Source organism: Brevundimonas sp. NPDC007368 (assembly GCF_042869015.1).
Classification (GTDB): Bacteria; Pseudomonadota; Alphaproteobacteria; order Caulobacterales; family Caulobacteraceae; genus Brevundimonas.
Genome location: NZ_JBIAFA010000001.1, coordinates 508487 through 521235, shown reverse-complemented (window position 1 = coordinate 521235; position 12749 = coordinate 508487). Strand labels below are relative to the sequence as shown.

Here is a 12749-nt window from a genome sequence, read left to right as displayed (position 1 = left end):
GTTTCCGGCTCGCGCGCCCTAGGGTCCGCGCTCAAATTTTGCGCTGCGAAAACGAGCCGTCGTGACGACCGAACCCCTATCCTTCCAGGACCTGATCCTGACCCTGCACAAATACTGGGGCGACCAGGGCTGCGCCATTCTGCAGCCCTACGACATCGAGGTCGGCGCCGGCACCCTGCACCCGGCCACGGTGCTGCGCGCGCTCGGCCCCAAGCCGTGGAAGGCCGCCTATGTCCAGCCCTCGCGCCGTCCGGGCGACGGCCGCTATGGCGAGAACCCCAATCGGCTGCAGCACTATTATCAGTATCAGGTCATTCTGAAACCGAACCCGGAGAACCTGCAGGAACTGTATCTCGGCTCGCTGGCCGCCATCGGCATCGACCCCAAGCTGCACGACATCCGCTTCGTCGAGGACGACTGGGAGAACCCGACCGTCGGCGCCTGGGGTCTGGGCTGGGAGGTCTGGTGCGACGGCATGGAAGTGACCCAGTTCACCTATTTCCAGGGCGTCGGCGGCATCGAGGTCGACGTGGTCTCGGGCGAGCTGACCTACGGGCTGGAGCGTCTGGCCATGTATGTTCAGGGCGTCGACAACGTCTATGATCTGAAGTTCAACAAGGAAGGCCTGACCTACGGCGAGGTCTTCCTCGAGAACGAGCGTCAGCAGTCCGAAGCCAACTTCCACGGCTATGACGTCGCCGCTCTAAAGCGCCGCTTCGAGGACATGGAGCGCGAGGCCGCCCACTTCCTGACGCTGAAGGGACCGCAGGGCCAGCCCCTGGTCCTGCCCGCCTATGATCAGGTGCTGAAGGCCTCGCACCTGTTCAACCTGATGGACGCCCGCGGCGCCATCGCCGTCGCCGAACGCCAGAGCTACATCGGCCGCATCCGCGACCTGTGCAAAGCCTGCGCTCTCGCTCAAGTCGAGCATGAGAAGGCGACGTCGTGAGCCTCTCCCTGCCGTCATTCCGGGGCGGCGCAGCCGAACCCGGAACCCAGGCGCCGGCGCTCCGCACGGCCCTTTCCGCTTTGAACTCCGCCGTCTGGGTCCCCGGATCGGCATCGCTCCGCGACTTGTCCGAGGATGACGGAATTTAATCGAATGCCCCAGCTTCTCCTCGAAATCTTCTCAGAAGAAATCCCCGCCCGCATGCAGCAGGGCGCCGCGCGCGACCTGGAACGCATGGTCTCCGAGCGTCTGAAGGCCGCCGGCCTGAGCTGGGAGGCGCTGAACGTTTTCGCCGGTCCGCGCCGCCTGACCCTGGTGATCGACGGCCTGCCCGCCGCCACGCCCGACCGCAACGAAGAGGTCAAGGGACCCAAGACCTCGGCCCCCGCTCAGGCGCTGGAAGGCTTCCTGCGCAAGACCGGCCTGACCCAGGACCAACTGGTCGAGCGCGACGGGATCTGGTTCGCCGAGATCAGCAGCAAGGGCCGTCCGACGACCGAGGTCTTCGCCGAGGCGGTGGATCAGATCGTCCGCAGCTTCCCCTGGCCCAAGTCGATGCGCTGGGGCGCGGGAAGCCTGCGCTGGGTGCGCCCGATCAAGCGCATCGTCGCCCTGTTCGACGGGGCGGTGGTGCCGTTCGAGATCGACGGCATCCAATCGGGCGACGTGACCGAGGGGCACCGCTTCCTCGGCAGCGGCAAGCCGTTCGCGGTCAAGGACTTCGCCGACTACCGCGCCAAGCTGGAACGCGACTTCGTCCTGATCGACGTGGCCGACCGCAAGCTGCGCATCCTCGAAGCCGCCAAGGCCGCCTGCGCCGCGCGCGGTCTGGCTCTGGTCGATGACGACGGCCTGCTGGACGAGGTCGCCGGTCTGGCCGAATGGCCGACGCCGATCCTGGGCGACATGGACCCGCAGTTCCTGTCCCTGCCGCCCGAAGTGGTCCGCCTGTCGATGAAGGTGCACCAGAAGTATTTCGCCGTGCGCGATCCGTCGAAGGATGGCCTCGCGCCGAACTTCCTCGTCGTCGCCAACGTCGAGGCGACGGACGGCGGCAAGGCTCTGGCCGCCGGCAACAGCCGCGTCCTGTCGGCCCGCCTGAACGACGCCCGCTTCTTCTGGGACGAGGACCAGAAGGTCGGCTTCGACGCCTGGAACGACAAGCTGAAGGGCGTGACCTTCCACGCCAAGCTGGGCACGCTGTCGGAACGCGTTGACCGCATCGCCGCTCTGGCGCGCGAGATCGCCCCCCTGGTCGGCGCCGACGCGGATCAGGCCGAACAGGCCGCGCGCCTGTCCAAGGCTGATCTGGCCAGCGGCATGGTCAGCGAGTTCCCGGAACTGCAGGGGATCATGGGCGGCTACTACGCCCGTCTGGCCGGCTACCCCGACGCCGTCGCTGACGCCGTGCGCGACCACTACAAGCCGCAAGGGCCGGGCGACAGCGTCCCGACCGCCCCGGTCACGGTCGCCGTCGCCATCGCCGAGAAACTGGACACCCTGGTCGGCTTCTTCGCCATCGACGAAAAGCCCACCGGCTCACGCGACCCCTACGCCCTGCGCCGCGCGGCGCTGGGCGTGATCCGGTTGGTGCTGGAAAATGACGCCCGCATCGGCCTTCGCGGCGACGCCTTCTCGGCGGCCATGGCGGCCTTGGAGAAGGGCAATGTTCAGCGTGCTGTCGATAAGCTCGCGGTCGAAACTGAACTCAGCGCCTTCTTCGCCGACCGCCTGACCGTCCTGTTGCGCGATCAAGGCCAGCGTCACGACCTCGTGGCGGCCGTCTTCGCTCTGGGCGATGACGATCTGGTGCGGATCGTGCGTCGGGTGGAGGCGCTGGCCGCCTTCCTCGCCACGGACGACGGGGCCAACCTGCTGGCCGGCTACAAGCGCGCGTCCAACATCCTCAAGGCCGAGGAGAAGAAGGGGCCGCTGCCGCAGGGCGCCGTCGCCACCGGCCTGACCAACCAGCCGGCGGAAGAAACCGCGCTGGCCTTCGCCGCAGCCGCCGCCGCGACCGCCGTGGACGCCGCCCTGGAGACCGAAGACTTCGCCGCCGCCATGACGGCGCTCGCCGCCCTGCGCGGCCCGGTCGACGCCTTCTTCACCGCCGTCATGGTCAACTCCAACGTGGCCGAGGAGCGTGAAAACCGCCTGAAGCTGCTGGGTCAGGTCCGCGACGTCATGGGCCGCGTGGCCGACTTCGGCCAGATCGCGGGCTAAGGCGCTCGGATCCACTGTTCACGAAGGGCTGCGGGGCACGACGTCACGCAGCCCTTTTTGATGCCTGCAGCCCCTTCATCCGCCCGCTTCGGGACCGCCTCGGCGGGGTAGGCGCGATCTTTAAGCGATGACGCGCGTCGCAAACCTTGACTCCCCGCCCCTCTGGACCGACACGACGCGTCCATGATCACGCGCTATACCCGCCCCGAAGCCGTCGCCATCTGGTCGCAAGAGACCAAGTACAAGATCTGGTTCGAGATCGAGGCCCACGCCGCCACCAAGATGGCTGAGCTGGGCGTGATCCCGAAGGAATCGGCCGAGGCCATCTGGGCCAATGGCAAGGACGCCACCTTCGACGCCGACCGCATCGACGAGATCGAACGCACGACCAAGCACGACGTCATCGCCTTCCTGACGCACGTCGCGGAAATCGTCGGCGACGAAGCCCGCTTCCTGCACCAGGGCATGACCTCCTCCGACGTGCTGGACACCTGCTTCGCGGTGCAACTGGCGCGCTCGACCGACCTGCTGCTGGGCGGCGTCGACCGCGTCCTGGCCGCGCTGGAAGTCCGCGCCAAGGAGCACAAATACACCCCGACCGTGGGCCGCTCGCACGGCATCCACGCCGAGCCGGTGACCTTCGGCCTGAAGCTGGCCGGCTATCACGCCGAGTTCCAGCGCGCCAAACGCCGCCTGATCACGGCCCGCGAAGAGATCGCCACCTGCGCCATCTCGGGCGCCGTCGGCACCTTCGCCAACGTCGATCCGGCCGTTGAACAATACGTCGCCGATCAGATGGGTTTGGCCGTCGAGCCCGTCTCGACCCAGGTCATCCCGCGCGACCGTCACGCCGCCTACTTCGCCGCCCTCGGCGTGGTCGCCTCCTCGGTCGAGCGTCTGGCCGTCGAGATCCGCCACCTGCAGCGCACCGAAGTCCTCGAAGCCGAGGAGTTCTTCGACAAGGGCCAGAAGGGCTCGTCGGCCATGCCGCACAAGCGCAACCCGATCCTGACCGAGAACCTGACCGGCCTGGCCCGTCTGGTCCGCTCGGCCGTGACCCCGGCGATGGAGAACGTCGCCCTGTGGCACGAGCGGGACATCAGCCACTCCTCGGTCGAGCGCGGCATCGGCCCGGACGCCACCATCCATCTGGACTTCGCCCTGCACCGTCTGGCGGGCGTGATCGAACGTCTGAACATCTATCCCGAGAACATGCAGAAGAACCTCGACCGCCTGGGCGGCCTGGTCTTCTCGCAACGGGTCATGCTGGCCCTGACCCAGGAAGGCGTCTCGCGCGAGGACGCCTATGCGGCGGTTCAGGAGAACGCCATGAAGGTCTGGCGCGGCGAAGGCCGCTTCATCGACTTCCTCAAGGCCGACGCCCGCGTCACCCTGCCCCACGACCAGCTCGAGGCCCTGTTCGACCTCGGCTATCACACCAAGAACGTCGACGTGGTCTTCAAGCGGGTGTTCGGCGAGGGCTGATGAGCAGCGAGCCGCGCCTTCGCATCAACCCCGCGATAGACCTTCGCCAGGCGGCGGAGACCTTTCGGCGGGACGGGCTGGTCCAGATCGGCGACATCTTCGAACCGGATGTCGCTGAATACCTGGCCAATCTGGCGGAGACGCGCATCGACTGGGACCTCGCCTTTCAGGGTGAGGACGGCCGCCCGGCGGTTGTGGACCTGAAGCAGATCCAGTCCGGTGACGAAGCGGACGTCCGCCGCCGACTGCACGCCATGACGGCGCGCGCCGGCGAAGGCTATGGCTTCCTCTACCTCGCCTACCCCCTCATCTCGGCCTATCTCGCGGGCCGGGATCCCGGCCACCCGATCCACCGCCTGACCGAGTTCCTGAATGACGAGTTCGTGCGTCTGGGGGCCGCGATCAGCGGGCGAACCGACATCGTCAAGGCGGACGGCCAGCTGACGCAGTATCGCCCCGGCGACTTCATCGGGCTGCACAACGACATCGGCTCGGAAAAGAGCGACCGTTTGATCGCCTACACCCTGGGCCTGACCCGGCGCTGGCGGCCGGACTGGGGCGGGCAGTTGCTGTTCCACGACGACGCCGGAGACGTGACCCGCGGATATGCGCCGCGCTGGAACACCCTGACCCTGTTCTCGGTGCCGCAGTATCACTCGGTCGCCCCGGTCGCGGTCTATGCCCAGGCCCCGCGCCTGTCCGTCGTCGGCTGGCTGAGAAATGCAGGCGGCTGACGATCGCGAACGAAAGCGGGCCTTCGATCCCGTCGCGAACGCCGACACCCGGATCTTGATCCTGGGCAGCCTGCCCGGTGAAGCCTCGCTGGCGGCGGGCCAATATTACGCCCATCCCAGGAACGCCTTCTGGCGACTGATGGGAGGCCTGCTCGATCAGCCTGACCTGCATCAGCAAGCCTACGAGGAGCGGCTGATCACGCTTCTGGCGCGCGGCGTCGGTCTTTGGGACACGGTCGCCGAGGCGGAGAGGATCGGCAGCCTCGACGCCGCCATTCGGCTGCCCCTCCATGCCGACCTTCCGGCGCTCGTCGCAGCCTTGCCGAAGCTGAAGGCCGTCGCCTTCAACGGCGGGCTGGCGGCGAAGCTGGGCCGGCGTATCCTGGGCGATCTGCACGGCGTCACTCTGATCGACCTGCCGTCGTCCAGTCCGGCGCACGCAATATCCTTGTCGGCAAAGGCGGAAAGCTGGGCCATACTGGGCGACTTCCTTCCCGATTAAGTCGACCGCCCGATGATCCTGACCCTGTCCTGCCCCGACCGCCACGGCATCGTGGCGGCCGTCTCCGCCTTCCTGCTGGAGCGGGACGCCAACATCTCGGACGCCCAGCAGTTCGGCGACGCCCTGAGCGGCTACTTCTTCATGCGGGTGGTGTTCGAGCCGGCCGAAGGAGACGCCGAGGCCGCTCTTCGAGACGGCTTCGCGCCGTTGGCCCAGCGGTTCGAGATGGACTGGACCCTGCGCGGGCCCGAGCCGCGCAAGGTGATGATCCTGACCTCGCGGTTCGATCACTGCCTGGCCGACCTGCTGTACCGCTGGCGCATCGACGAACTGCCGATGCAAGTGACGGCCGTGGTCTCCAACCATCCGCGCGACATGATCGGCCACGTCGATTTGGGCGACCTGCCCTTCCACCACCTGCCGATGAGCGGCGACAAGGCGGCGCAGGAGGCGCGCCTGCTGGCCCTGATCGAAGAAACCGGGACGGAGCTGGTGGTGCTGGCCCGCTACATGCAGGTGTTGTCAGACGACCTGGCCGGACGGCTGGCGGGGCGCTGCATCAACATCCACCATTCCTTCCTGCCGGGGTTCAAGGGGGCCAAGCCCTATCATCAGGCCCATGCGCGCGGCGTGAAGGTGATCGGCGCCACGGCCCACTACGTCACCGCCGACCTCGACGAAGGCCCCATCATCGAGCAGGACGTGGAGCGCATCAGCCACCGCGACGCCCCCGCCGATCTGATCCGCAAGGGCCGCGATATCGAGCGCCGCGTCCTGGCCCGCGCCGTCTCCCATCACCTGCACGACCGTGTCCTGATGCACGACGGAAAGACGATCGTTTTCGCCGACTGAGGGCGCGTGGCGATCACAGGTCGCGCCGGATAATTTGAAGAAGGCCGCATCCTTTTGCGGCCCTCGACCGTAGTTCTCCCCGACGCCGCGCCCCAAACCGAGCGGACGTCGATGGAGAGACGCCATGAAAATCACCCGAACCGCCACCCTCGCCACCGTATCCGTCGCCGCTCTGCTGGCGCTGGCCGCCTGCGGCAACAACGACACCAAGGTCGAGAAGGCCCCGGCCGACGCCATGCCCGCCGAGCCCGCCGCCATGACCCCCATGGCGACCGAGCCCATGGTCGGCGGCGTGGCCATGAACCCCGCCGACAACATCGTCGCCAACGCCTCCAAGGCGCCGAACCTGACCACCCTGGTCGCCGCGGTGCAGGCCGCCGGACTGGCCACGACCCTGCAAGGGGCCGGGCCCTTCACCGTTTTCGCCCCGGACAACGCCGCTTTTGAAAAGATCCCGGCGGCCACGCGTGAAGGCCTGATGCAACCGGCCCAAAAGGCCGCCCTGACCAAGATCCTGACCTATCACGTCGTGCCCGGTCGACTGACCGCCGCCGACATCGCCGCCGAGGCCCAGAAGGGCGGCGGAACCGCCACCCTGACCACGGTCCAGGGCGAGAAGCTGACCGTCAAGGACGCCGGCGGCGGCAAGTGGACCATCACCGACGCCAAGGGCGGAACCTCGACCATCACCCAGGCCGACGTCGGCCAGTCGAACGGCGTGGTCCACGTCATCGACACGGTGCTGATGCCGAAGTAACGACCTTGAATGAAGAAGGGCCGCTGCCGTCGCCGGCAGCGGCCCTTCTGATTTCGGTCGGAGGACCTGAGCTTACTCGCCGGCGCGAATCTGTTCGCGGGCGATCGAGGCCAGTTCGTCCATCTTGGAGCGCAATTCGCCCTCGGACACCGTCAGGCCCGAAGCCTTGAAGTCGCCGGCGATCTTGCGGAAGACGTCTTCCTCGCCCGGCTGCTCGAAGTCGGCACGAACCACGGCGGCGGCGTATTGCTCGGCGCTGTCGGCCGACAGTTCCATCTTCTCGGCCGCCCACAGGCCCAGCATCTTGTTACGACGCGCGATGGCCTTGAACTCTTGTTCCTGATCGAGGGCGTATTTGGACTCGTAGCCCTTTTCCCGATCGTCGAAGGTCGTCATGCGCGTAGTCACTCCAGTGGCGGACGGAATTAGGGTCCGCAACGCCGTCTATAGCCCCCTCGCGCGCGAACGCAACCGGACTCGCGGTCGCGGTACTGACGCTGGGTTACAGGAGGATATTTGTGTCACAGGCCCCGTTCGGCTAAAGGGCGTGCGGTCTTATATAGCCGCCGTCGATTCAGGATCGCGCCGCCCACAATCGCAGGGCCGCGCGCTTTTCGTTTTGAGGCCGTCCGTTTCCTCCCCGTCCGGGACCCGAGTGATGAACACCAAGCGCAAGAAGCTCTATGAGGGCAAGGCCAAGATCCTGTACGAGGGTCCCGAGCCGGGCACGCTGATCCAGTATTTCAAGGACGACGCGACCGCCTTCAACGCGCAGAAGAAGGCGACCCTGGAAGGCAAGGGCGTCATCAACAATCGCATCAGCGAATTCATCATGTCGCGCCTGAACTCGATCGGCGTGACCAACCACTTCATCAAGCGCCTGAACCTGCGCGAGCAGCTGATCCGCGAAGTCGAGATCATTCCGCTGGAAGTCGTCTGCCGCAACGTCGTCGCCGGTTCGCTGGCCACGCGCCTGGGTCAGGAAGAGGGCACGCCCCTGCCCCGTTCGATCATCGAATTCTACTACAAGAAGGATGAGCTGAACGACCCGATGGTGACGGAAGAGCATATCACCGCCTTCAACTGGGCCACGACCCAGGAACTCGACGACATCCTGGCGATGACGGTCCGCGTCAACGACTACCTGTGCGGCATGTTCGGCGCGGTCGGCATCACCCTGGTCGACTTCAAGATCGAGTTCGGCCGCGTGTGGGAAAACGACTTCGCCCGCGTCATCCTGGCCGACGAGATCAGCCCGGACAGCTGCCGTCTGTGGGACTCGACCACCGGCGAGAAACTGGACAAGGACCGCTTCCGTCGCGACATGGGCGACGTGATCGAAAGCTACACCGAGGTGGCCCGCCGCCTCGGCATCATGAAGGACATGCCGACCGTGATCCAAGGAGGACTGCACTAATGGCCAAGGTGAAAGTTCACGTCTTCCTGAAGCCCGGCGTCCTGGACGTTCAGGGCAAGGCCGTTGAAGGCGCCCTGCAGGGTCTGGGCTGGGCCGGCGTCGCCAACGCCCGCGTCGGCAAGCTGATCGAGTTCGACCTCGAGGACAGCGTCTCCGACAAGGAAGCCGAGGTAAAACGCATGTGCGACACCCTGCTGGCCAATACGGTCATCGAAAGCTACCGGATCGAAGTCGCCTGACGGCGAATATGGTTCGAACGATCAAGGCCGCTCGAAAGAGCGGCCTTTTTCATATCAATCGCACAGATAGTCCCGGCTCAACGGCACGGCGGCCTGATGCTTCGCCAACTGCAGCTGGAAGACCATGTGGCCCAGTTCGCGGAAGGCGACCTCGCTGGCGGCCAGATAGAATTCCCACATCCGGCAAAAGCGCTCGTCGTACATCGTCAACGCCTCGTCGCGCCGGGCCAGAAAGCGCGTCCGCCATGCCTTCAGCGTCTCGGCGTAGTGCAGGCGCAGCACCTCCATGTCCGTGACCCACAGGCCCGCCCGTTCGATGGCGGGCAGGACCTCGGACAGGGCAGGGATATAGCCGCCGGGGAAGATGTATTTGCGGATGAAGGGCTGGGTGCGGCTGGGCGGGGTCTTGCGGCCGATGGAATGGATGACCGCCACCCCGTCGTCCGCCAGCAGGCGCGCCACGCCGTCGAAATATTCCTGATAGTTCGGCGCCCCGACGTGTTCGAACATGCCGACCGAGATGATGCGGTCGAAGGTCTGTTGCAGGTCGCGATAGTCCTGCAGTCGGAACTCCGCCCGATCGGCCAGGCCGCGCGCCGCCGCCCGCTCATTGGCCGTGCGGTGCTGTTCGGTCGACAAGGTGACGCCGGTGACCCGCGCCCCGCGTTCGGCCATCGACAGGCCCAGGCCGCCCCAGCCGCAACCGATGTCCAGCGCGCTCTGCCCCGGCGTCAGCAGCAGCTTGTCGATCAGCCGCCGCTTCTTGGCGACCTGAGCCTGTTCCAGCGAGGCCTGCGGCGTCTCGAAGAAGGCGCAGGAATATTGCAGGTCCTCGTCCAGAAACAGCCGATAGAAGTCGACCGTCAGGTCGTAGTGGTGGTGGACATTGCTACGCGCGTGCAGCCGGTCATTGGCCTGTTCCGCGCCGCGCCGGATGCGTTGCAGCAGGGTCAGCTTCCCCGTGCGCGGGCGGATCGCCAGTTGCGAAGTCGTCAGTTGCAGGAAGTCGTAGATGTCGCCGCCCTCGACCCGGAAGGTTCCGTCCATGAAGGCCTCGCCCAAGGCCAGTTCCGGATTGGCGGCGATGGCCAGGGCGGTTTTCGTATCCGCGATCTCGGCCGTCAGTTCGGGCGTTCCCGGCCCCGCCGTAAGCTCGCGCCCGTCCGGCAGACGCACCCGTACGGACCGCGTCAGGAAGGTCTGATCAAGAAGGGCTTGCAGCATCCGGCGCTCCGCGCTTTGAACCTGGATCAAGCTTGGCTAGGAACAGACTGTCGCAGCGCAACGGTGTGGAAGCCCGACCGTTCCGTTGACGAACCAGATACAAGGGAGCGCCGCCGTTGACCTTCACCCTTACCTCCGCCGATATCCGCGACGGCGGCGTCCTGCCCGACGCCCAGGTGAAGGCCCTGGGCGACACCTCGCCCCATCTGTCCTGGTCCGGCGCGCCGGAAGGCACGAAAAGCTTCGCCGTCACCTGTTATGATCCCGACGCGCCGACCGGCTCGGGCTTCTGGCACTGGACCGTGGCCAACATCCCCGCCGATGTCGCCGAACTGGCGGCGGGCGCAGGCGCCGTCGGCGGCGCGAACCTGCCCAGGGGCGCGGTTCAGGGGCGCACCGACTATGGCGAGGCCGGTTTCGGCGGCGCCGCCCCGCCCCCAGGCCACGGCCCGCACCGCTATATCTTCACCGTCTTCGCCGTGGACGTGGACCATCTGCCGGTGAGCGCCGACAACTCGGGCGCCGTCTTCGGCTTCAACCTGCACTTCCACACCCTCGCCAAGGCCTCGATCACCGCCACCTACGAGAACACCGGCGAGTGACGGCGGCGGCGCTCGACCATGACCAGAGGCTGGCGGCGGTTCCCGAACTGTACCGCCGCCTGATGGCCCAACCGCTCAAGGCCCTGACGCGAGCGCGGCTGCCGGCGTCGGGGGCGGTCTACGTCTTCTATCAGGAGGACGAGCCGATCCATGTGGGCAGCCCGCCCCATCTGGAGGAACAGATGCTGGCGCCGTCGCTGCGCCTGGCGCTGGCCGCCCAGGTGCACAAGCCCAGCCACGGTGCCGCCCGGATCAGCGTCAGCGAGCCCCCGCCTCGACCCGGTCGCCGCAAACCGATCAAGGCGCGCTGGCTGGCCGTGCCCGAGGGTCACGACCGGTTGCTGCTGGAGCTGTACGCCGCCCAGACCCTGGGCCTGTCGGTGTCGCACCCCAAGGTCCGCGCAGAGCTGACCGCGGCCTGAGCCGCAGCGCAAACAAAGCGTGATGACCTGATCTCCCCGCCAAGGTTGCGCCTCCGGCGGCGGCCCCTATTTTGCGACGCAGCGTAAGTTTGTTGCATTGCGATAATCCATGGCCCCCACCGACACCGCCTCCTGTATCGACGATCGCGCCTGCGCGCCGTCGCCCGCGATGGAGACGGTGGCCGCCCCCGGCAAGGTGGCGCTGGTCCTGCTGGCCCTCGCCATGGGCGGCTTCGCCATCGGGGTGACCGAGTTCGCGGCCATGAGCGTCCTGCCTGACTTCGCGGCGGGTCTGGGCGTCGATGAGCCCACCGCTGGGCACGTCATCAGCGCCTACGCCGCCGGCGTCGTGGTCGGGGCGCCCATCCTGGCCGTGCTGGGCGCGCGTCTGCCGCGCTGGCTGCTGCTGATCGGCTTCATGGCCCTGTTCGCGGTCGGCAATGCGTTGAGCGCCATCGCCCCCACCTATGAGTGGATGCTGGCCTTCCGCTTCCTCAGCGGCATTCCCCACGGCGCCTATTTCGGCGTGGCGGCCCTGGTCGCGGCCTCGCTGGTGCCGCTGAGGCTGCGCACCCGCGCGGTGTCCACCATCTTGCTGGGCCTGACCGTCGCCACCGTCATTGGCGTACCGGTCGCCACTGCCGTTAGCCACAGTTTCGGCTGGCGCTGGACCTTCGCCATCGTCAGCGTTCTGGCCGTCGTCACCATGGCCCTGGTCGCCCTGTTCGCGCCGCGCGATCCGGCCCACGCCGACGCCAGCCCCCTGCGCGAGCTGGGCGCCCTGAAGCGCGGGCAGGTCTGGCTGACCCTGGGTGTCGGGGCCATCGGCTTTGGCGGCATGTTCGCGGTCTACGCCTATCTGGCCTCGACCCTGACCGCCGTGACCGGCGTGGGGCCCGAGGTCCTGCCCTGGGTCTTCGCCATGTTCGGTCTGGGCATGATGAGCGGCAACCTGCTGGGGGCCTGGGCCGCCGACCGTTACGGCATGAAGGCGGCGGGCGGACTGCTGCTGTGGAGCGCGGCGGCGCTGGCCCTCTATCCCTTCGCAGCCCCCCACCTGGGGGCCATGCTGATCGTGGTCTTCCTGATCGGCGGCGGCGGCGGGCTGGGCTCCATTCTGCAGACCCGCCTGATGGACGTGGCCGGCGACGCCCAGACCCTGGCTGCCGCCCTGAACCACTCGGCCTTCAACACCGCCAACGCCATCGGCCCCCTGCTGGGCGGCATGGCCGTGGCCGCGGGCTGGGGCTGGACCTCGACCGGCTGGGTCGGCGTGGCCCTGTCGCTGGGCGGTTTCGCGGTCTGGGTCGTCGCCTGGCTGACCGGACGCAAGGTCGCCTAAA

Annotated in this window: 14 protein-coding genes; 12 read left to right on the top strand and 2 right to left on the bottom strand. The window is 67.2% G+C overall.

What is annotated here, in order from left to right; all coding sequences use genetic code 11:
* Positions 1-61 precede the first annotated feature (61 nt).
* From ACFYLW_RS02600 to ACFYLW_RS02570, 7 genes are all read left to right on the top strand, one after another.
* Positions 62-949, top strand: a complete 888-nt coding sequence (locus ACFYLW_RS02600; protein ID WP_390182718.1) for a glycine--tRNA ligase subunit alpha — start codon at positions 62-64, stop codon at positions 947-949.
* 153 nt (positions 950-1102) lie between these two features.
* Entirely contained in the window at positions 1103-3172 is a 2070-nt protein-coding gene (glyS, locus tag ACFYLW_RS02595; RefSeq protein ID WP_390182717.1) for a glycine--tRNA ligase subunit beta, read from the top strand.
* A 183-nt stretch (positions 3173-3355) separates the two neighbouring features.
* Positions 3356-4657: an adenylosuccinate lyase gene (purB, locus tag ACFYLW_RS02590; RefSeq protein WP_390182716.1), complete on the top strand. Its 1302-nt coding sequence runs from the start codon at positions 3356-3358 to the stop codon at positions 4655-4657.
* The gene (locus ACFYLW_RS02585) at positions 4657-5391 is read left to right on the top strand and encodes a 2OG-Fe(II) oxygenase family protein (protein WP_390182715.1); all 735 of its coding nucleotides are present in this window, start codon (positions 4657-4659) and stop codon (positions 5389-5391) included. The genes purB and ACFYLW_RS02585 overlap by 1 nt, the downstream gene beginning before the upstream one ends.
* Positions 5378-5893 carry a DNA-deoxyinosine glycosylase gene (locus ACFYLW_RS02580; RefSeq protein WP_292084088.1) on the top strand — a complete coding sequence of 172 codons (516 nt, stop codon included), beginning with the start codon at positions 5378-5380 and terminating at the stop codon, positions 5891-5893. Before ACFYLW_RS02585 ends, ACFYLW_RS02580 begins: the two co-directional genes overlap by 14 nt.
* Before the next feature lie 12 nt (positions 5894-5905).
* The gene (gene purU / locus ACFYLW_RS02575) at positions 5906-6745 is read left to right on the top strand and encodes a formyltetrahydrofolate deformylase (protein WP_292084089.1); all 840 of its coding nucleotides are present in this window, start codon (positions 5906-5908) and stop codon (positions 6743-6745) included.
* A gap of 124 nt (positions 6746-6869) precedes the next feature.
* Positions 6870-7502 (top strand): fasciclin domain-containing protein, encoded by a 633-nt coding sequence (locus tag ACFYLW_RS02570; protein ID WP_292084090.1) that lies wholly within the window; start codon positions 6870-6872, stop codon positions 7500-7502.
* A 72-nt stretch (positions 7503-7574) separates the two neighbouring features.
* On the opposite strand, the gene ACFYLW_RS02565 is transcribed toward ACFYLW_RS02570, so the two are convergent.
* Positions 7575-7898, bottom strand: a complete 324-nt coding sequence (locus tag ACFYLW_RS02565; protein WP_292084091.1) for a DUF1476 domain-containing protein — start codon at positions 7896-7898, stop codon at positions 7575-7577.
* A 262-nt stretch (positions 7899-8160) separates the two neighbouring features.
* Here ACFYLW_RS02565 and purC point away from each other — a divergent pair, with 262 nt between their 5' ends.
* Positions 8161-8919 (top strand): phosphoribosylaminoimidazolesuccinocarboxamide synthase, encoded by a 759-nt coding sequence (purC, locus tag ACFYLW_RS02560; RefSeq protein WP_138140995.1) that lies wholly within the window; start codon positions 8161-8163, stop codon positions 8917-8919.
* Positions 8919-9158 (top strand): phosphoribosylformylglycinamidine synthase subunit PurS, encoded by a 240-nt coding sequence (gene purS / locus ACFYLW_RS02555; RefSeq protein ID WP_390182714.1) that lies wholly within the window; start codon positions 8919-8921, stop codon positions 9156-9158. Before purC ends, purS begins: the two co-directional genes overlap by 1 nt.
* A gap of 54 nt (positions 9159-9212) precedes the next feature.
* Here purS and ACFYLW_RS02550 read toward each other — a convergent pair whose 3' ends face one another.
* On the bottom strand, positions 9213-10382 hold the full coding sequence (locus ACFYLW_RS02550) for a class I SAM-dependent methyltransferase (protein WP_390182713.1): 1170 nt from the start codon (positions 10380-10382) through the stop codon (positions 9213-9215).
* Positions 10383-10498: 116 nt separating this feature from the next.
* Between ACFYLW_RS02550 and ACFYLW_RS02545 the strand changes: the two genes are divergently transcribed.
* From ACFYLW_RS02545 to ACFYLW_RS02535, 3 genes are all read left to right on the top strand, one after another.
* Positions 10499-10984, top strand: a complete 486-nt coding sequence (locus tag ACFYLW_RS02545; protein ID WP_390182712.1) for a YbhB/YbcL family Raf kinase inhibitor-like protein — start codon at positions 10499-10501, stop codon at positions 10982-10984.
* Positions 10981-11406 carry a hypothetical protein gene (locus tag ACFYLW_RS02540; protein ID WP_313101858.1) on the top strand — a complete coding sequence of 142 codons (426 nt, stop codon included), beginning with the start codon at positions 10981-10983 and terminating at the stop codon, positions 11404-11406. Before ACFYLW_RS02545 ends, ACFYLW_RS02540 begins: the two co-directional genes overlap by 4 nt.
* Positions 11407-11515: 109 nt before the next feature.
* Positions 11516-12748 carry an MFS transporter gene (locus ACFYLW_RS02535; protein ID WP_313101857.1) on the top strand — a complete coding sequence of 411 codons (1233 nt, stop codon included), beginning with the start codon at positions 11516-11518 and terminating at the stop codon, positions 12746-12748.
* Position 12749 lies beyond the last annotated feature (1 nt).

Excerpts from the sequence above, each read along its gene's own strand:
- glyS (WP_390182717.1), top strand. The coding sequence starts at position 1,103 with ATGCCCCAGCTTCTCCTCGAAATCTTCTCAGAAGAAATCCCCGCCCGC.
- ACFYLW_RS02585 (WP_390182715.1), top strand. The coding sequence starts at position 4,657 with ATGAGCAGCGAGCCGCGCCTTCGCATCAACCCCGCGATAGACCTTCGC.
- ACFYLW_RS02580 (WP_292084088.1), top strand. The coding sequence starts at position 5,378 with ATGCAGGCGGCTGACGATCGCGAACGAAAGCGGGCCTTCGATCCCGTC.
- ACFYLW_RS02550 (WP_390182713.1), bottom strand. The coding sequence starts at position 10,382 with ATGCTGCAAGCCCTTCTTGATCAGACCTTCCTGACGCGGTCCGTACGG.
- ACFYLW_RS02535 (WP_313101857.1), top strand. The coding sequence starts at position 11,516 with ATGGCCCCCACCGACACCGCCTCCTGTATCGACGATCGCGCCTGCGCG.
- purB (WP_390182716.1), top strand. The coding sequence starts at position 3,356 with ATGATCACGCGCTATACCCGCCCCGAAGCCGTCGCCATCTGGTCGCAA.
- ACFYLW_RS02565 (WP_292084091.1), bottom strand. The coding sequence starts at position 7,898 with ATGACGACCTTCGACGATCGGGAAAAGGGCTACGAGTCCAAATACGCC.
- purU (WP_292084089.1), top strand. The coding sequence starts at position 5,906 with ATGATCCTGACCCTGTCCTGCCCCGACCGCCACGGCATCGTGGCGGCC.
- purS (WP_390182714.1), top strand. The coding sequence starts at position 8,919 with ATGGCCAAGGTGAAAGTTCACGTCTTCCTGAAGCCCGGCGTCCTGGAC.
- ACFYLW_RS02570 (WP_292084090.1), top strand. The coding sequence starts at position 6,870 with ATGAAAATCACCCGAACCGCCACCCTCGCCACCGTATCCGTCGCCGCT.
- purC (WP_138140995.1), top strand. The coding sequence starts at position 8,161 with ATGAACACCAAGCGCAAGAAGCTCTATGAGGGCAAGGCCAAGATCCTG.